Below are 13,998 nucleotides of genomic sequence, written 5' to 3'. Positions count from 1 at the left end.
AGTTCCGGACTAATAGAAGCCATGCCTAACAAAGTCAAAACCAATCGTTCCTTAATATTCCGGTTGGATGCCAATTATCGTTTACTGATAGCACTGGTGCTGGGAGTGATCGCTTATTTTGCTTTCGGGCATATAGCCTCGCCCCCTGCACAGATCCTGACGATATGGATAGTTGTTGCGCTGACCATCATTATCCTCGACTGGCTCATTATTTTATGGGCGCATCCCATGGAGATACATAAAATAGCCAAACTCGAGGACTCGAGCCGGACACTTATTTTCCTTTTCGTCATCATTGCTTCACTCATGAGCCTGGGGGCCATTTTATGGCTGCTGGTAACGACGAATAAGCATTCGGGCGCCAATATTTCAGAACATATTCTGCTCACGCTGGCTTCCGTTTCTGTATCATGGTGGTTGGTTCATACGGTTTTTGCCATGCGTTATGCACGGCTCTATTATACACCCGATGCCGACGACGGCAAACCCGGAGGATTACAATTCCCTGAAGAGCCCGAGCCTGACTACCTGGATTTTATTTATTTTTCCTTCGTTCTCGGCATGACCTTCCAGGTATCCGATGTTGAAATCTCTTCGCGGACCATACGCCGCCTGGCCTGGCTGCATGGGCTGATCTCCTTTGTTTTTAATACAGCCATCGTGGCCTTAAGCATCAATATCATATCCGGCTTAATATCAGGATAAAACAGAATTTTCATCGGCAGTAATGGACTTCATTCCCGTTTAATTTTTACAACTTAAACCTGTAGCCCCCCGTATAAAAACACTTTCAGTGAACGAATAGAAAATGAAGAAGCTTATTTTTGCGGTATCGGCAATCATCCTGCTGGGTTTTGGTTGCAAAAAAGATAACCCAAAGGGTGCCATTGACATCGACCTCTCGAAGGGGCTGCATGTACAGGTGGTGGGCGGCAACTTCCAGCGCGATACGGTGGGGAACATGCTGAAAGACTCGGTCATTGTCAAAGTAACCGATAACGGATCGCCTGTTGAAGGGTATATCGTTCAATTCAAAAGATCGGGTTGTGAGGATATTATCGTAACCGAAGCAACCACAACAGCAGCCGGCCGTGCGTCATTTGCCTGGTACCTTAGCGGCGAAACCGGGCAACAATCAGCAAACGTTGTACTAATGGACGCAAACCGCAACAAGAAAGACTCAACTTCGGCCGGCGCCACTGGGGTGGCTGCTGAAAAAGGCTGGCACCGCGGCGGCTGCCTTCAAAATTTCCCGATCAATAACGTAAAGGCGTTAAACTCGGGCCGGATACTGGCATCACAAAACTCAAGCGGTTACGTTTATTATTCAGACGACAACGCTGTTAGCTGGCATCCGCTTAAAACTTTTTCCAAAAACTACTTTGTAAGCAAGATCATTACGTCAGGAGGCGATATTTACCTCGCTACTCAAAGCGACGGTGTCTTTTATTCATCAGATAACGGCGGAAGCTGGACCAATATCAGCAGCGGTATTTTAAGTGTGCTTAATTTCTCGGACCTTGCCTATACAAGCAGCGGGCATTTGATATACACCAACGATTATGGCGTATTCGTTTCGGATGATAAGGGCCAAAACTGGAAAGAAGAAGACTATGGCCTGCCTACAGGCGCGTCAACCTACCCCTGTGAAAATGCGACCGGCGACCTGTTCATCATCGGTTCTGACGCAACGGTATATAAATTAGCGTTGCACACCAGCAGCTGGGTAAATATTGGTTCGATGGGTAACTATATTCTTTCAAGTGTAGAGTCTATCTATGTCGACGATAAGAATAATATGTTTATTGGCGGTCCGCATAACGGCCTTGCCAATACGGGATATATTTACGAGTCGGCTGATAACGGGAATTCCTGGTCCCCAGCATTCAGCCAGCAGCATTTTGGGCCCATTTACCCTAATATAACCGACATCAGCCAGGTAAATGGTCAATATTATTTTTCATTTGCGGGTTTAGGCGTATTCCAGACCAGCGACTTTAATAATTATACCAACCTAACCGCCTCGGCATGGAATACAGGTTTGCTAACCTATACCGTTTCGCCAAAAACTTCAACAATCGTCTTGGGCAGCCCGGGGTTTGGGATATATTATAGGGTGCCTTAATCTTCTATCTTAGAGTGCTTCCTGGTATCCGGCATCACAATATAAGCTATCAAAGAAATAGCTATACAAGCACTTACATACCAGTAAAACCATTGCGTGTGATGGTGTTGCTTGAACGATAGCGCAAACGCCTCGGCCGTACCGCCGAATACGGATACTGCTATGGCATACGGAAGCCCCACACCAAGCGCACGTACATTTACCGGGAACAACTCGGCTTTCACCACAGCATTGATCGATGTATAAGCGCTTGTGATGACGAGGGCACACAATACCAGCAAAAAAGCAGGCAATACCTCCTTTGTTGTACTTAAGGCGGTCATGATAGGCACAGTGGTTAGCGTCCCCAAAACACCAAAACTAATAAGCAAAGGTTTGCGGCCTATCCTGTCGGATAAAGCGCCGAATGCAGGCTGCAAAAGCATGAAGATGACCAGCGTCAGCGTCGAGATCATCGTGGCATCAGCATTGCTGAACTTAGCCGAATTGACCAGGAATTTTTGCATATAAGTAGTGAACGTATAAAACGCCACCGTGCCTCCAATGGTGAGCGCTATAACCGTAACCACGGCCCTTGGATGTTGCCCCAATGCTTTTAACGTGCCCCTGTCTTTACTCCCGGCTTCTTTAACGAACGATTCGGGCTCCTGCAAGCTTCGGCGCAGGTACATAACGGTAATGGCCAGTACCGACCCGATAACAAAGGGAATGCGCCAGCCCCATTGATAAAGTTGATCTTCAGTCAGGAAAACCTTTTGCAGCAGCACCAGCACCCCAGCTGCCACCAGCTGACCCATAATGAGCGTGACATACTGGAAACTGGAATAAAATCCGCGGTGCTTTTTAGAAGCCATTTCGCTCAAATAAGTGGCGCTGGTGCCGTACTCCCCTCCTACGCTCAAACCCTGTATAATTCGCGCCAGTGACAACAATATGGGCGCGGCAATGCCTATCTGCTTATAGCCGGGTGTTATGGCGATAATGAGCGACCCGGCGCTCATCAGTAATACCGAATAAGTGAGTGCAGTTTTACGGCCCTTCCGGTCGGCGAAGGTGCCCATCAACCATCCGCCAATGGGCCGCATCAGGAAGCCGATGGCAAAAATCCCCGCGGTATTAAGCAGTTGCGCCGTCTGATCAGCCTTGGGGAAAAACGAACCAGCGAAATAGAGCGACAGGAATGAATAGATATACCAGTCGTACCACTCCACCAGGTTGCCCAGCGAGCCACCGATAATGGATTTGATGCGATCAATGGTGGAGAGTTGGGACATGACGGGTGAAAGATAAAAATTAAATATTATTTGGCCGTGGGGTAGGCAGTCGTTTTACCTGGCTGACGTTTGACTCACCCCGACGACGCTACGCTCGTCGACCCTCTCTGCTGCGGGCAGCAAAGAGGGTTGTTCCTAAGTTTAAGAAATTCGTCTTTACATAATTGTAAGCGGATAGTGCGGGTTGGGGTTTGTGTTTTACAGCCCTCTTTCCGCCAAAGGCGAAGAGAGGGCCGACGAGCGGCTGAGCGATGTCGGGGTATTCTAGGTTTACCATATATGCAAATTTATCAGAAAAAAGTTCTTTTTATGCTGCTCTCTTATAGTTTTGCGCATACAATTCACCTCTTTTCACTAATGAAAACATTCTAAGGATCAGCTTGAATTTAACGTTGTTTAATACTAATGGGTAACATTTATTTTCAAGCTTTCTTTCTGCATAAGCCTTGAGTTCCGGATCGTGAGCTATTGCTGTTTTGGCTGCCTGGTTTAACTCATTTTTTAACCCTTTGTGGGCCAGATGACTTACCTGCTTTCGTCCTTTGATACTCGTGCCTGAAGTGTGCTCAAACGGAATCACTCCCACATATACTGCGTATTTCCGCGCATCTGTAAAGCTGGTAAAGTTCTCGGTGTAGGCTATGGTCATCCATGCATTGACCGGCCCTATGCCTTTAATACTGGTTATGATCCGGTAGGTTAATAACATCGATTCGTCGCCTTTGATTACTTTCATGATCTCCTGTTCTACCTCGATTATGTATTTTTTATCCGCTTTTATTTTGGACTGAGCAATATGAGTAACTGTATCTGCTTTCTTCATGGAATACATATGCCCTCTTTCTTTAACCGTGCTTTCCAACCCCGCCTTTTCACGAACCAGTCTTTTACGGAATGATAGCAACTGCTTCAGTTTTAATATATTGTTATCCAGTGGTTTTGAAGGCTTCAGACGTTTACTTTTTTCTTCGCCATATTGCCCGATACGGAAGGCATCAGCCTGGTCGCTTTTACCCCTGGTCATACCCATTGATTGTTTGATCTCCAAACCAGGTATCCGGCTATAAGAAATAGATAACGACTCGCAGAACTGCATGAAACGGTATTCGTAACCACCGGTATATTCCATCACCATTAGCGTTTGGTTCAGGTCTATCTCATTGGTCCTGCACCATTTTTTAAGTATGGTGAACCCTTTGGAGCAATTATCAATCTTGATGTGCAGGTTCCGTTCTGCACAACAGATGTCGAGCGTTAACTTAGACACGTCAACACCTAAAATAACATTCCAGCTTTTCATACGTTTATCCTTTAAATACGTTAATAAATTGCCTTTTGCCAATCACCTTTGTTGTCGCAAAGAAAGTATTCTAGTTGGGCCTTAGGCAATCATAAAAGGCAGGGACTATTACCCCGATAAGCGCTTAGCTAGTGAGTCGAAAAGTTCACCCTGCCTTTTATAATAACTTTCCACAATAACTCTGGTTTGCTAACACCCCCCTTAGAAACCCCCAATTTTAATAATAGCAATATCTAAGTAATTGGACATCCTTTAAACCAAAGGTGAGTCTACTCACGGCTGTACCCTAGGGCAGCAAAGCAATTTCAAATAATTTGCCTATTTTAGTTCGATGTTTTTCACCGAAGACTTTATCCATTACATCTGGAAATTTCGCCTGTTCGACCGCGATAATTTGCAAACCACGGCAGGCGAAAGCATTGAAGTATTCTCGGCCGGGTTGCCGAACAGTGACTCTGGGCCCGATTTCCACAACGCGCGGCTGCGCATTGGTGATACTACCTGGGCCGGGAACGTGGAGCTGCATATCAACTCGTCCGACTGGCATAAGCACAAACATACGCACGATGGCGCCTATAAAAATGTGATATTACATGTGGTGTACCGGGATGATGAACCGATCGTGCTGCCGGACGGCCGCCAACTGGCCACTTTAGAATTGAAGGATCGAATATCGCCCGACCTGTATAACCGTTATCACGGCCTTGTATTTGGCAACCAGCAGTTTGTCCCCTGCGAGGGAACGATCAGGCATGTAGACGATATAACCCTGCGAAACTGGCTGACACGGGTTTTGGTTGAGCGGCTGGAAAAGCGTTCGGCTGCTGTAATGGCGGCGCTGGAGAAGAACAAAGGCGATTGGGAGGAAACTTTTTACCAGTTTTTGGCGGCCCAGTTTGGCTTTAAAACCAATGCCCTGCCCTTCGAACTGCTGGCCAAATCGCTGCCACAAATTACGTTGTCCAAGCATAAGAACAATCCCTTACAGGTTGAGGCATTGATATTTGGCCAGGCCGGCTTTTTGGAAGGAGAATGGAAAGACGAATATCCCCAAAAATTGCAGGAGGAATATGCTTTCCTGCGGAAGAAATATAACCTCGCACCTGTTGAAAAACACCTGTGGAAATTTATGCGGATGCGCCCGCAGAATTTTCCGACCATCCGGCTGGCGCAATTTGCGGCGCTGATCGTCAAATCCAATCATTTGTTTTCCAAAATGATCGACATCAAGGACGTTACCCACCTGCGGAAATTATTCACCGATCTTGAGGTTAACCCGTATTGGGAAACCCATTATCGTTTTGATGCGGAATCCAGGGCGTCGTCAAAAAGTTTGGGCGAATCTTCCATAGATATTCTCTTATTAAATACTTTTGTACTAATTTTATTCAGTTACGGAAAGCACAACCAACAGGAGTATTACGTCAACCGCAGCCTGAAATTGTTAGAAAAATTACCTGCCGAGGAAAATAATATTGTAACAAATTTCGGTTTGCTGGGTATAAAGGTTAATACCGCTTTTGATTCGCAGGCGTTGCTGGAGCTGAAAAACAATTACTGCAGCTATAAGAAATGCCTGCAATGTGGCGTTGGAAATAAAATACTTAGAATGGCCTGATATGTTGCAACGGATAATTACATTTTTTGAACGGTATTCTTTTGGTGTTTGCACCTACCTTGGCGAACGCTTTAATATCTCTATCTCTAAAATAAGGCTGTTTTTTATCTACTCTTCATTCCTGGCTGTCGGCTTCCCGCTGATATTTTACTTCTTCGCCGGCATTGTGCTCGATTTTCGCAAGTACATCAAAAGGAAACATACCAGGGTAACGGATCTTTTTTGAGCCCGATCAGTCATCCCGAACTTGGTTCGGGATCTCACGGGATCATTTATCAACCTGACGTCTGCCTTGCAATTGAGTTGCTGAAACAAGTTCAGCAGGTCATACATTTTTAGCAAAAATCACTTCGTTTTATACACTCTCACTACCTGGCCGCCGCCTGCGGCTAAGTTGGTATCAAGAATGGTTTGGTTATTTACCTGCCTGATAACTTTTACCAGGTGGTCAGGGGCGGTATTTGCATCCGGCGCATCACTATAAATTTCAGCAGTGTAGTCGCCCGCGGGAAGGAAGGATAATGCCGTTTTAATATCATGCGCCGTATTGTTGCTGATGGTACCTATGTACCATTCGCCCCCTTGCGGCGGGCCACGGTAACGTAGTCGCTTACTTTGGCGTTCAGCACCTTGGTTTCGTCCCAGGTTAGGGGTACCTGCTGCAAAAACTCGAAGCCTGGCTGATCGATATAGGCATCTGGGTAATCGCATACCATGCCCTGCTCGTTCTCCAATACCACATACATGCCCAGCATATGGCAGCGCGTACCCAACACCATAGGCGCAGTATAATGCTGTTTGAAGGTTTTAAGATTTGCTGCGCGAAATCCACCCAAATGATAATCTGTCGAACCGGCGAGCAGCCGGGTAAAGGCGATATTCACATCCGCATCCGGCGTTACAATGGTGTTCCATTTATCATTCTCGTAGTTCAGCGTGCCCTCGCGGGTAAATTCATTGGGATAAGTACGGGCAGTACCGGTGGGTTTGTAAGCCCCGTGAAACTGGATGTGCAGATGGTGCTGCGCCGCTTTCTCCAATATTTCCGTCTGCATGTTAACCATTTCCTGGTCGTCGCGATCCATAAAATCGCACATCAGGCCCTTGATACCCCATTTTTCATATTGGGCGAAAGTTTCATCGAGTTTGGGATACAAAGCATAAAAATGCACCCACACGCGTATGCCGACGCCTATTTTCTTAGCCGAATCGCACAACTGCTGCATGTCAAGTCCGGGGACGGCCCTTGACGGGTCGGCATGAGGACCGGGTTGAAAACCTTCGCCATCGTTCACGTACCATTCGTGCAGTCCGTATTCCACGACCGTATGATAACCCAGGCCATATTTTGCGCAGAAGTTGGCGTAATACATATTGAAATCATAGTTGTTCCCCGGCGCCCAGGAGGTATCGGGCGATACATTGCCGTTCCACCAGGGGAAGGTGGTTTTACCGGGCTTTATCCAGCTCAGATCTTTTATCCGGCAGGGTTCACTCAGGTTGGTCAGGATATTAGATTCGATGAACGCCCCCGCCCGGTCGCTTATCTCCATTACCCGCCAGGGGCTGTTATGCGGCAATTGGGCTATAACTTTTAATTCCTTTTGGTGCGGCAAGGGCGAAAGTGCGCTTTGGATAATTCCATTATGCTTTATCAGATACATTCCGGCATAATCCAGCAGGTTAGCCTCGGTAATGGCCATGTAAATCCCTTTGGGATATTCAAATAAGGCCGGCATATCCATCAGCGTATCAGGTTTTATTTTGCTAACGGCAAGGCGGTCGTACAAACCCTCGTGCGAGGTAGTATAGCTTTCCCTGAAAAGCGTTAGTGCAGTCGGGTCGCCGGTAAAGTTAAATTGATCGGCTTCATCCGTTATTTCTACCTTCTCCCAACCGGCTTTCGCGGGCATTACATAGCGGAAGGCCGCGCCATCGTTAAAAATTCTGATTTCAACATTAAGTTCTCTTTTTGATCCTCCGTTTTCAATTACCGGCACCACCACATTGTTACTCAGGCTGTGTACATGACTTGATCGGCCTACAACCAGATCATAGGTTTCCTCCATCTTTTGGAACACCGGTTTGCCAATTTTCACATTTCCGCCAAACTCACCGCCGTTTTTAAAACTGATAGCTAAACGCGAGTTGTCGATCAGTATATTCCCTTTGTAAGTGATCCTGTAGATAAGGCCCTTCGGCCCGGCATCCAAACGGAAGATTATGTTTTTATCGGGCGAGGTAATGGTTACAGTTTTTGCCGCAAAAGCTGACGGCGCGATGATCACTAACAGCAGAATAATAAAACGGCGATACGAAGTCATAATTGGTTTATTGAACCATAAATGTAGAAATTTTTAATTGCAGGGAGCAGATAGCCTTAAAAGGAAGCCAAATAAACGCACGTTGCAGACTCACCCGGTCATTGCTTCGCCGACCACCCTCCCTATGTCAAGCCATAAAAAGGGCTTATAAATATTTTTTGCCCTCTTTACGCCAAAGGTGGAGAGAGGGCCGACAGGCGACTTAGCGATGTCGGGGAGAGTACTAAACGCGGATATACCCGCGTTTATATCGTTCGCGAAGGGAACTATCCCTTCTGTTTTAAACAAAAAAGCGTTCCGTATCTCACCCCGGAACGCCATCACCAACTAAACCTCATATCCCACACTAAGATATAAGCCGTCTATTTTACATTAATTATAATGCCAGCAACTAATTATTTGATTATCAGCAATATAATTTTTTAACCCCAATGCCCTGTTGCATCAAAAGCGAACATCGCTGTCCGCTTTTGCGCATTTACAGATCAGTTAGATATTATTCGGAACGGAGATTTTTCACAGGATTGGCCACGGCAGTTTTAAAAGCCTCGTAACTCAATGTAAATAAGGCAATTGCCAGCGACCCTATCCCGGCTGCCACAAATATCCACCACGATAGGTCGATCTTATAAGCAAAATCCTGCAGCCAGCGGCTCATGGCGTACCAGCCCAGTGGTGCAGCCACCAAAAAAGCGATTAAAACCAGCTTTAAAAAGTCGGAGGCAAACAGGGCCATCAGCTGGCTGAGCGATGCACCCAGCACCTTGCGAACACCAAATTCCTTGATACGCTGCTCGGCCGAGAACATCACCAGCCCCAAAAGGCCGAGGCAGGATATCAGGATGGCTACTACCGCAAATACGATGGATAACTGCGAAATGATCAGTTCGCTGCTGTAGAGTTTTTTATATTCCTGGTCGACAAACTGGTAGGAAAAAGGATATTTTGGATTGAGGTCCCGATACACTTTCGCCATGCTTGCAATTGCTTCGCGCGTTTTACCGGGCTGGGTACGCACGACGATGACGCCAAAGTACTCACCTTCCTTAATATCCAGCAGGATGGGTTTGATAGGCTCGTGCAACGATTGGGTATGAAAATCCTTCAGCACACCAATGATATGACCCTTCTTCGCCCAGGCCTGCACCGATTTTCCGATCGCATCTTTCCAGCCCATTTCTTTAACAGCTTCCTCGTTAACCAAAAAGGCGTCGGTGGAGTCGGTTGGGTTCGCCGGGGAAAAATCCCGGCCTTCGGCCATTTGCAGTTTCATGATCTTCACAAAATCAAACCCTACCGAAGCAGGTTTAACGCCAACAACATCGGTCCTATTCTTACCCTGCCAGGTGATCTGGTCATCATTAACCACAAAATTCATGGCTTGCGGCACCTCGGTCGTACGGTCGACCATGGCGATGCCGGGCATCTTCAATGCTTCCTGCTTAAACAGCAGGTATTTGTTCTTTTGGGATAATTCACCCTCGATACGGGTATAGATCATATTTTCCTTATCATACCCCAAATGCGCATTTTGCACATAGCTGGTTTGCCGCGTGATGACCATGGTAGCGATGAGTAGGATAATGGACATGACAAACTGGAAAACAGTAAGCCCCTTGCGGAACCAGGTAGCGCCACGGGTAAAGCGCAGCGTACCTTTCAATATCCTAACCGGTTTTAGCGACGAAAGATAAAGGGCCGGGTAACTGCCCGCCACGAGGCCGGTAATCAAAGCCAGGCTGACAAGAGAAACCCAAAATGACAGGTGTACTAACGGGAAACCAAATTGCTTGCCCGTAAAGCTGTTGAACGCAGGTAGCAGGACAATCAGCAATACGATGGAAAACACCATGGCCAGGAATGAAAACAGCAATGATTCACCGAAAAACTGGCCGACAAGATTACCGCGGCTCGAGCCTACTACTTTACGTACGCCCACCTCTTTGGCCCGTTTTACCGAACGGGCAGTGGCAAGGTTCATGAAATTTATGCAGGCGATGATGAGTATGAATATGGCCACCTGGCTGAATATTTTCACATATTGGATGCGCCCTTCGGTGGGTTTGCCGTTGACAAAAATATTGTGCAGGTACCTGTCGCCAAAACGTTGCAAGCCAACATGATATTCAGAACCCTTCGATATTACAGGGTATATAAAGCCCCCGGAAAAAACCAGCCGGTTGCGCAGGGACCGGTTCAGGGCAGCTTCTACTTGCTTCGGATCGGCACTATCGGCTAACTGGATATAGGTATCAAAATTATTGGACGACCATTCCAGCATGCGATCCTGTAATTCCCAGCTAAGAACAAAATCAAATTTCAGCGAACTATGTTCAGGAACATCTTCAAAAACGCTGCTGACAATAAAACTATACTTATTTTCATAGCGGATACTCTTACCAATAGCATTTGCAGGCGTTCGGAAAAAGACCTCGGCCGTATGGCGCGATATAGCCATATTAGCCCGGCTGTTTAGCGCGGTTACGGCGTTGCTGCCTGCGATAATGGAAAAACTGAACATCTTAAAAAAATCCGCGCCTGCGCGCGAACCGTTCATTTTTACGATCTTCTCGCCAACCTGCAAAGTTTCGGGATGCCCCCAGGGCAAATCGTAGCCCGTGGCGTAATTGGCATAATCAATAATACCAGGTACTGCCGCTTTTGCATCCTCCACCAGGTAGCTGCGTTTATACGGCCGCGTAGTGGTATCAAACTTTGTGGACATATTGTAACTGGCAGACACCTGGCCGTTCGCCTTGGTAGTCGCATACAAAACATATAGATCTTTGCCGTTCGAGTGAAAATTATCGATGCCTTTTTCATCCAGCACCCAAAGGAAGATAAACAGGCAGCAGGTCATGCCCAGGGCAAGGCCCGTTACATTGATGGCGGCATGTGCCTTATGGCGGACGACATTGCGCCAGGCTATTTTGAGAAAATTCCGGATCATGGCTTCAATAGGTTTTAACGACAAGGTTCTTGTAGGCGCATTCTAAATTGTTACCGAACCAGAAACCGACGAAACCGCTTTTAAGTCCGGGATCAAGGCTGTTATAGATCATTGCCGGTTTATCCTGGTGATCGACATACACCGTCAATTGCCGCCCTTTGATCACCGCTTTTACATGGAACCAGGTTTTTGCCGGCAACGTAGCTTTCGCCTGGTGTTTGGCATCCTCGTAATCCCACCAATTAAATTCGGCCTTTTTCTCAGGCATATACTGGATGGCGTTGATGGTGCCTGATGACGCCGGCCGGAAGTAAACCGTTTCGTAATGATGCGCGTCTTTTATCCTGAATGCAAAGCCGAGGTATTCGGTACCCGTGGTGGATGCCAGGTCGAGTTCGATCTCGCCATCGGTGAAATTCAGGCCTTTTGGGTAGGCGACCGCCCCGAACTTATAGTCAGCAAAATTCTTTCTGATCATCAGTGCCGTCGAACCCAGGTAATTGCCCATGCTGTAACTTACCCCGCCCGAGTTGGGGATCACCCATTGGGCAGGCTTGATCACGGAGTAATCGTGTATCTTTTTTTGCTGCGCGAAGACCAGTCCGGTCAAAGTCAACAGCAGCACTGTGAACAAAGCTTTCATCTCAGTTATCTTTATTGATGGATAAATTGGCAAAGTCGGCAGTTGTCAGGTCGGCCCATAAACCTACCTGCCCGTTTGGTCTCATTTGCAGGTTTTTAGTCACCAGCGATGGCTTATTCATGCCGTTCACATAAACTTTAATGCTATCGCGGCTCACAACAATTCGTGCATGCAGCCAGCCCCCAGGTTTAGGGTTTGGAAATATCTCACTTTCAAACTGGCCTGTGTTTTCTTTTCGCAAACGATCATAGGGATAGTATGGCAGGCTGACATACTGTACAGACCATTTGCGGCGCGCAGTATCGGCATGTTGAAAATTAAAAGGCCGGAAATACACTACGTCATAATTTTTGGAAGTATCCGCGGCATGGAATGCTATTCCGGGAAAGCTATGCAGAAACTCATTGCGACCCTTTATATCTACCTCGATAGTCCCATAACTAAAATCGACGCCGGTGAGCCATACATTATTTTTGATGGTAATGCCTTTTTTGTCGCCATCCTGCATCGGCTGTGCGTCGCTTGCCGGAACTCCAGCCAGCTTGTGTCCTGCGAGCATTTTTTGCAGATCGAGTTTTTGGCTAAATGCTGTGCCTACGGACGTGAGCATTGCTAATAAAAAAAAGAGCTTCTTCATGGTCTTAATTTTTAAGGTTTTCCTTTTTCAATTTGGCCAGAAGATAATCGAACCTCACCCATACTATATGGCAGTCCTTCGGGCCATGCCCAGTTGAGTAGAATAGGTATTTGCCATCAGGCGATACATATTCACCCCAGCGATGCGCCGCACCATTATTGATCAGCGGACCAAGACTAACAGGCCTCGTCCAGGTTTTATCCGGTTTATGAAAGCTGATCCACAACTCGCATTCAAAATCTTTGGTCTCCTTAGCGCTGACGATGATGTAGGATTCGTCTTTGGCCACAAAAAAGTCGCCATCGAAACCCGGTGTGTTAATGGGCGGACCAAGGCTTTTGACCACCGTATCTTTCGCCGACATGGTAAGCGAACTTATATCGTAATCACTAAAATCACGCATCTTCCCTTTATGTACATTGCTGCCCACATAGCACACACCGCTGCTGGTTGGCATAAAATCGTACAGGCCGTACTCTTTTTTTAAATAGACGACAGGATCGGTCCAGCCGCCGCCGGGCTTACGATGCACCTGTGATACAAATGAATGCTTACCGTCTTTCACACCGCCTAATAAATAAAGTGTGTTACCGTCCGGCGAAAAAGTTGGCGCATAGTAATAGGGCTGAAATATGTAAGGGCCGTGCCATTTACCTTTCCCGAATTTGAAATACCGTATTTTGTTGGGTTTGCTATCGAACCAGGTATTACTGCTGGGGTAATAAAATTCCGTGCCATCGGCCGAAAAGGCGACCCTGTCGAACGCGAAAGTATCTTTCTTCGTCAATAATTTTTGAGCGAACACCTTTGGCGTATCACCGGGTGGTTTTTGCCCCAGGTAAGCATCAGGTGTATCCCAAATACCGGTTTGGGCATACGATTCGCCGGCAGCAAACAGGCATAGCATCGACATAATTAGCTTCTTCATATTGGTTAGTTGAATTTGATTTAAACAGCGTGGGGCAGCTTTAACTCAAACTTAGGTTTTCGGAAAAACCGGGGCAATTCATTTCAGGTTCAAGTTTTTTCAAGTTTCATCATGCTGATATACAGCACATTGTTAAAGTGAAAATACCTTGTCACAAAAGCCTCATATTGTTCGTCTAATCAGATAACTGTATCTTGAC

12 protein-coding genes are annotated in these 13,998 nt (G+C 46.8%); 4 read left to right on the top strand and 8 right to left on the bottom strand.

What is annotated here, in order from left to right; genetic code table 11:
• The first annotated feature begins 21 nt into the window (after window positions 1-21).
• Both FRZ54_RS13250 and FRZ54_RS13245 read left to right on the top strand, forming a co-directional pair.
• A complete protein-coding gene (locus tag FRZ54_RS13250; RefSeq protein WP_147032078.1) occupies window positions 22-705 on the top strand; it encodes a DUF1345 domain-containing protein in 684 nt (227 codons plus the stop codon).
• A 103-nt stretch (window positions 706-808) separates the two neighbouring features.
• Window positions 809-2,125 (top strand): hypothetical protein, encoded by a 1,317-nt coding sequence (locus FRZ54_RS13245; RefSeq protein WP_147032077.1) that lies wholly within the window; start codon window positions 809-811, stop codon window positions 2,123-2,125.
• Here the strand turns inward: FRZ54_RS13245 and FRZ54_RS13240 are convergent.
• Both FRZ54_RS13240 and FRZ54_RS13235 read right to left on the bottom strand, forming a co-directional pair.
• Window positions 2,122-3,399 carry an MFS transporter gene (locus FRZ54_RS13240; RefSeq protein ID WP_147032076.1) on the bottom strand — a complete coding sequence of 426 codons (1,278 nt, stop codon included), beginning with the start codon at window positions 3,397-3,399 and terminating at the stop codon, window positions 2,122-2,124. The genes FRZ54_RS13245 and FRZ54_RS13240 overlap by 4 nt on opposite strands.
• Window positions 3,400-3,706: 307 nt before the next feature.
• Window positions 3,707-4,699, bottom strand: a complete 993-nt coding sequence (locus FRZ54_RS13235; RefSeq protein ID WP_147029980.1) for an IS110 family transposase — start codon at window positions 4,697-4,699, stop codon at window positions 3,707-3,709.
• A 331-nt stretch (window positions 4,700-5,030) separates the two neighbouring features.
• Between FRZ54_RS13235 and FRZ54_RS13230 the strand changes: the two genes are divergently transcribed.
• Together FRZ54_RS13230 and FRZ54_RS13225 are read left to right on the top strand one after the other, a co-directional pair.
• On the top strand, window positions 5,031-6,317 hold the full coding sequence (locus FRZ54_RS13230; protein ID WP_147032075.1) for a DUF2851 family protein: 1,287 nt from the start codon (window positions 5,031-5,033) through the stop codon (window positions 6,315-6,317).
• 1 nt (window position 6,318) lies between these two features.
• Window positions 6,319-6,543 (top strand): PspC domain-containing protein, encoded by a 225-nt coding sequence (locus tag FRZ54_RS13225; protein WP_147032074.1) that lies wholly within the window; start codon window positions 6,319-6,321, stop codon window positions 6,541-6,543.
• 119 nt (window positions 6,544-6,662) lie between these two features.
• Here FRZ54_RS13225 and FRZ54_RS24985 read toward each other — a convergent pair whose 3' ends face one another.
• The 6 genes from FRZ54_RS24985 to FRZ54_RS13200 form a co-directional block, all read right to left on the bottom strand.
• Window positions 6,663-6,851 carry a glycoside hydrolase family 97 C-terminal domain-containing protein gene (locus FRZ54_RS24985; protein ID WP_394348474.1) on the bottom strand — a complete coding sequence of 63 codons (189 nt, stop codon included), beginning with the start codon at window positions 6,849-6,851 and terminating at the stop codon, window positions 6,663-6,665.
• Between the two features lie 29 nt (window positions 6,852-6,880).
• Complete coding sequence (locus FRZ54_RS13220; protein ID WP_228462477.1) at window positions 6,881-8,641, bottom strand: glycoside hydrolase family 97 protein; 1,761 nt, start codon at window positions 8,639-8,641, stop codon at window positions 6,881-6,883.
• A gap of 496 nt (window positions 8,642-9,137) precedes the next feature.
• Window positions 9,138-11,591: an ABC transporter permease gene (locus FRZ54_RS13215; protein ID WP_147032073.1), complete on the bottom strand. Its 2,454-nt coding sequence runs from the start codon at window positions 11,589-11,591 to the stop codon at window positions 9,138-9,140.
• Window positions 11,592-11,595: 4 nt separating this feature from the next.
• On the bottom strand, window positions 11,596-12,234 hold the full coding sequence (locus FRZ54_RS13210) for a LamG domain-containing protein (protein WP_147032072.1): 639 nt from the start codon (window positions 12,232-12,234) through the stop codon (window positions 11,596-11,598).
• Between the two features lies 1 nt (window position 12,235).
• Window positions 12,236-12,871 carry a hypothetical protein gene (locus FRZ54_RS13205; RefSeq protein ID WP_147032071.1) on the bottom strand — a complete coding sequence of 212 codons (636 nt, stop codon included), beginning with the start codon at window positions 12,869-12,871 and terminating at the stop codon, window positions 12,236-12,238.
• A 4-nt stretch (window positions 12,872-12,875) separates the two neighbouring features.
• On the bottom strand, window positions 12,876-13,799 hold the full coding sequence (locus FRZ54_RS13200) for a PD40 domain-containing protein (protein WP_147032070.1): 924 nt from the start codon (window positions 13,797-13,799) through the stop codon (window positions 12,876-12,878).
• Window positions 13,800-13,998 lie beyond the last annotated feature (199 nt).

The organism is Mucilaginibacter ginsenosidivorans (assembly GCF_007971025.1).
Taxonomy (GTDB): Bacteria; Bacteroidota; Bacteroidia; order Sphingobacteriales; family Sphingobacteriaceae; genus Mucilaginibacter; species Mucilaginibacter ginsenosidivorans.
Note: the sequence above shows the minus strand (reverse complement) of the source record. Positions and strands in the feature narration are given on the sequence as shown.

What these genes read in the sequence shown, in the direction of transcription:
- FRZ54_RS13250 (WP_147032078.1), top strand. Translation starts at nt 22, where the DNA reads ATGCCTAACAAAGTCAAAACCAATCGTTCCTTAATATTCCGGTTGGAT.
- FRZ54_RS13245 (WP_147032077.1), top strand. Translation starts at nt 809, where the DNA reads ATGAAGAAGCTTATTTTTGCGGTATCGGCAATCATCCTGCTGGGTTTT.
- FRZ54_RS13240 (WP_147032076.1), bottom strand. Translation starts at nt 3,399, where the DNA reads ATGTCCCAACTCTCCACCATTGATCGCATCAAATCCATTATCGGTGGC.
- FRZ54_RS13235 (WP_147029980.1), bottom strand. Translation starts at nt 4,699, where the DNA reads ATGAAAAGCTGGAATGTTATTTTAGGTGTTGACGTGTCTAAGTTAACG.
- FRZ54_RS13230 (WP_147032075.1), top strand. Translation starts at nt 5,031, where the DNA reads ATGTTTTTCACCGAAGACTTTATCCATTACATCTGGAAATTTCGCCTG.
- FRZ54_RS13225 (WP_147032074.1), top strand. Translation starts at nt 6,319, where the DNA reads ATGTTGCAACGGATAATTACATTTTTTGAACGGTATTCTTTTGGTGTT.
- FRZ54_RS13220 (WP_228462477.1), bottom strand. Translation starts at nt 8,641, where the DNA reads ATGACTTCGTATCGCCGTTTTATTATTCTGCTGTTAGTGATCATCGCG.
- FRZ54_RS13215 (WP_147032073.1), bottom strand. Translation starts at nt 11,591, where the DNA reads ATGATCCGGAATTTTCTCAAAATAGCCTGGCGCAATGTCGTCCGCCAT.
- FRZ54_RS13210 (WP_147032072.1), bottom strand. Translation starts at nt 12,234, where the DNA reads ATGAAAGCTTTGTTCACAGTGCTGCTGTTGACTTTGACCGGACTGGTC.
- FRZ54_RS13205 (WP_147032071.1), bottom strand. Translation starts at nt 12,871, where the DNA reads ATGAAGAAGCTCTTTTTTTTATTAGCAATGCTCACGTCCGTAGGCACA.
- FRZ54_RS13200 (WP_147032070.1), bottom strand. Translation starts at nt 13,799, where the DNA reads ATGAAGAAGCTAATTATGTCGATGCTATGCCTGTTTGCTGCCGGCGAA.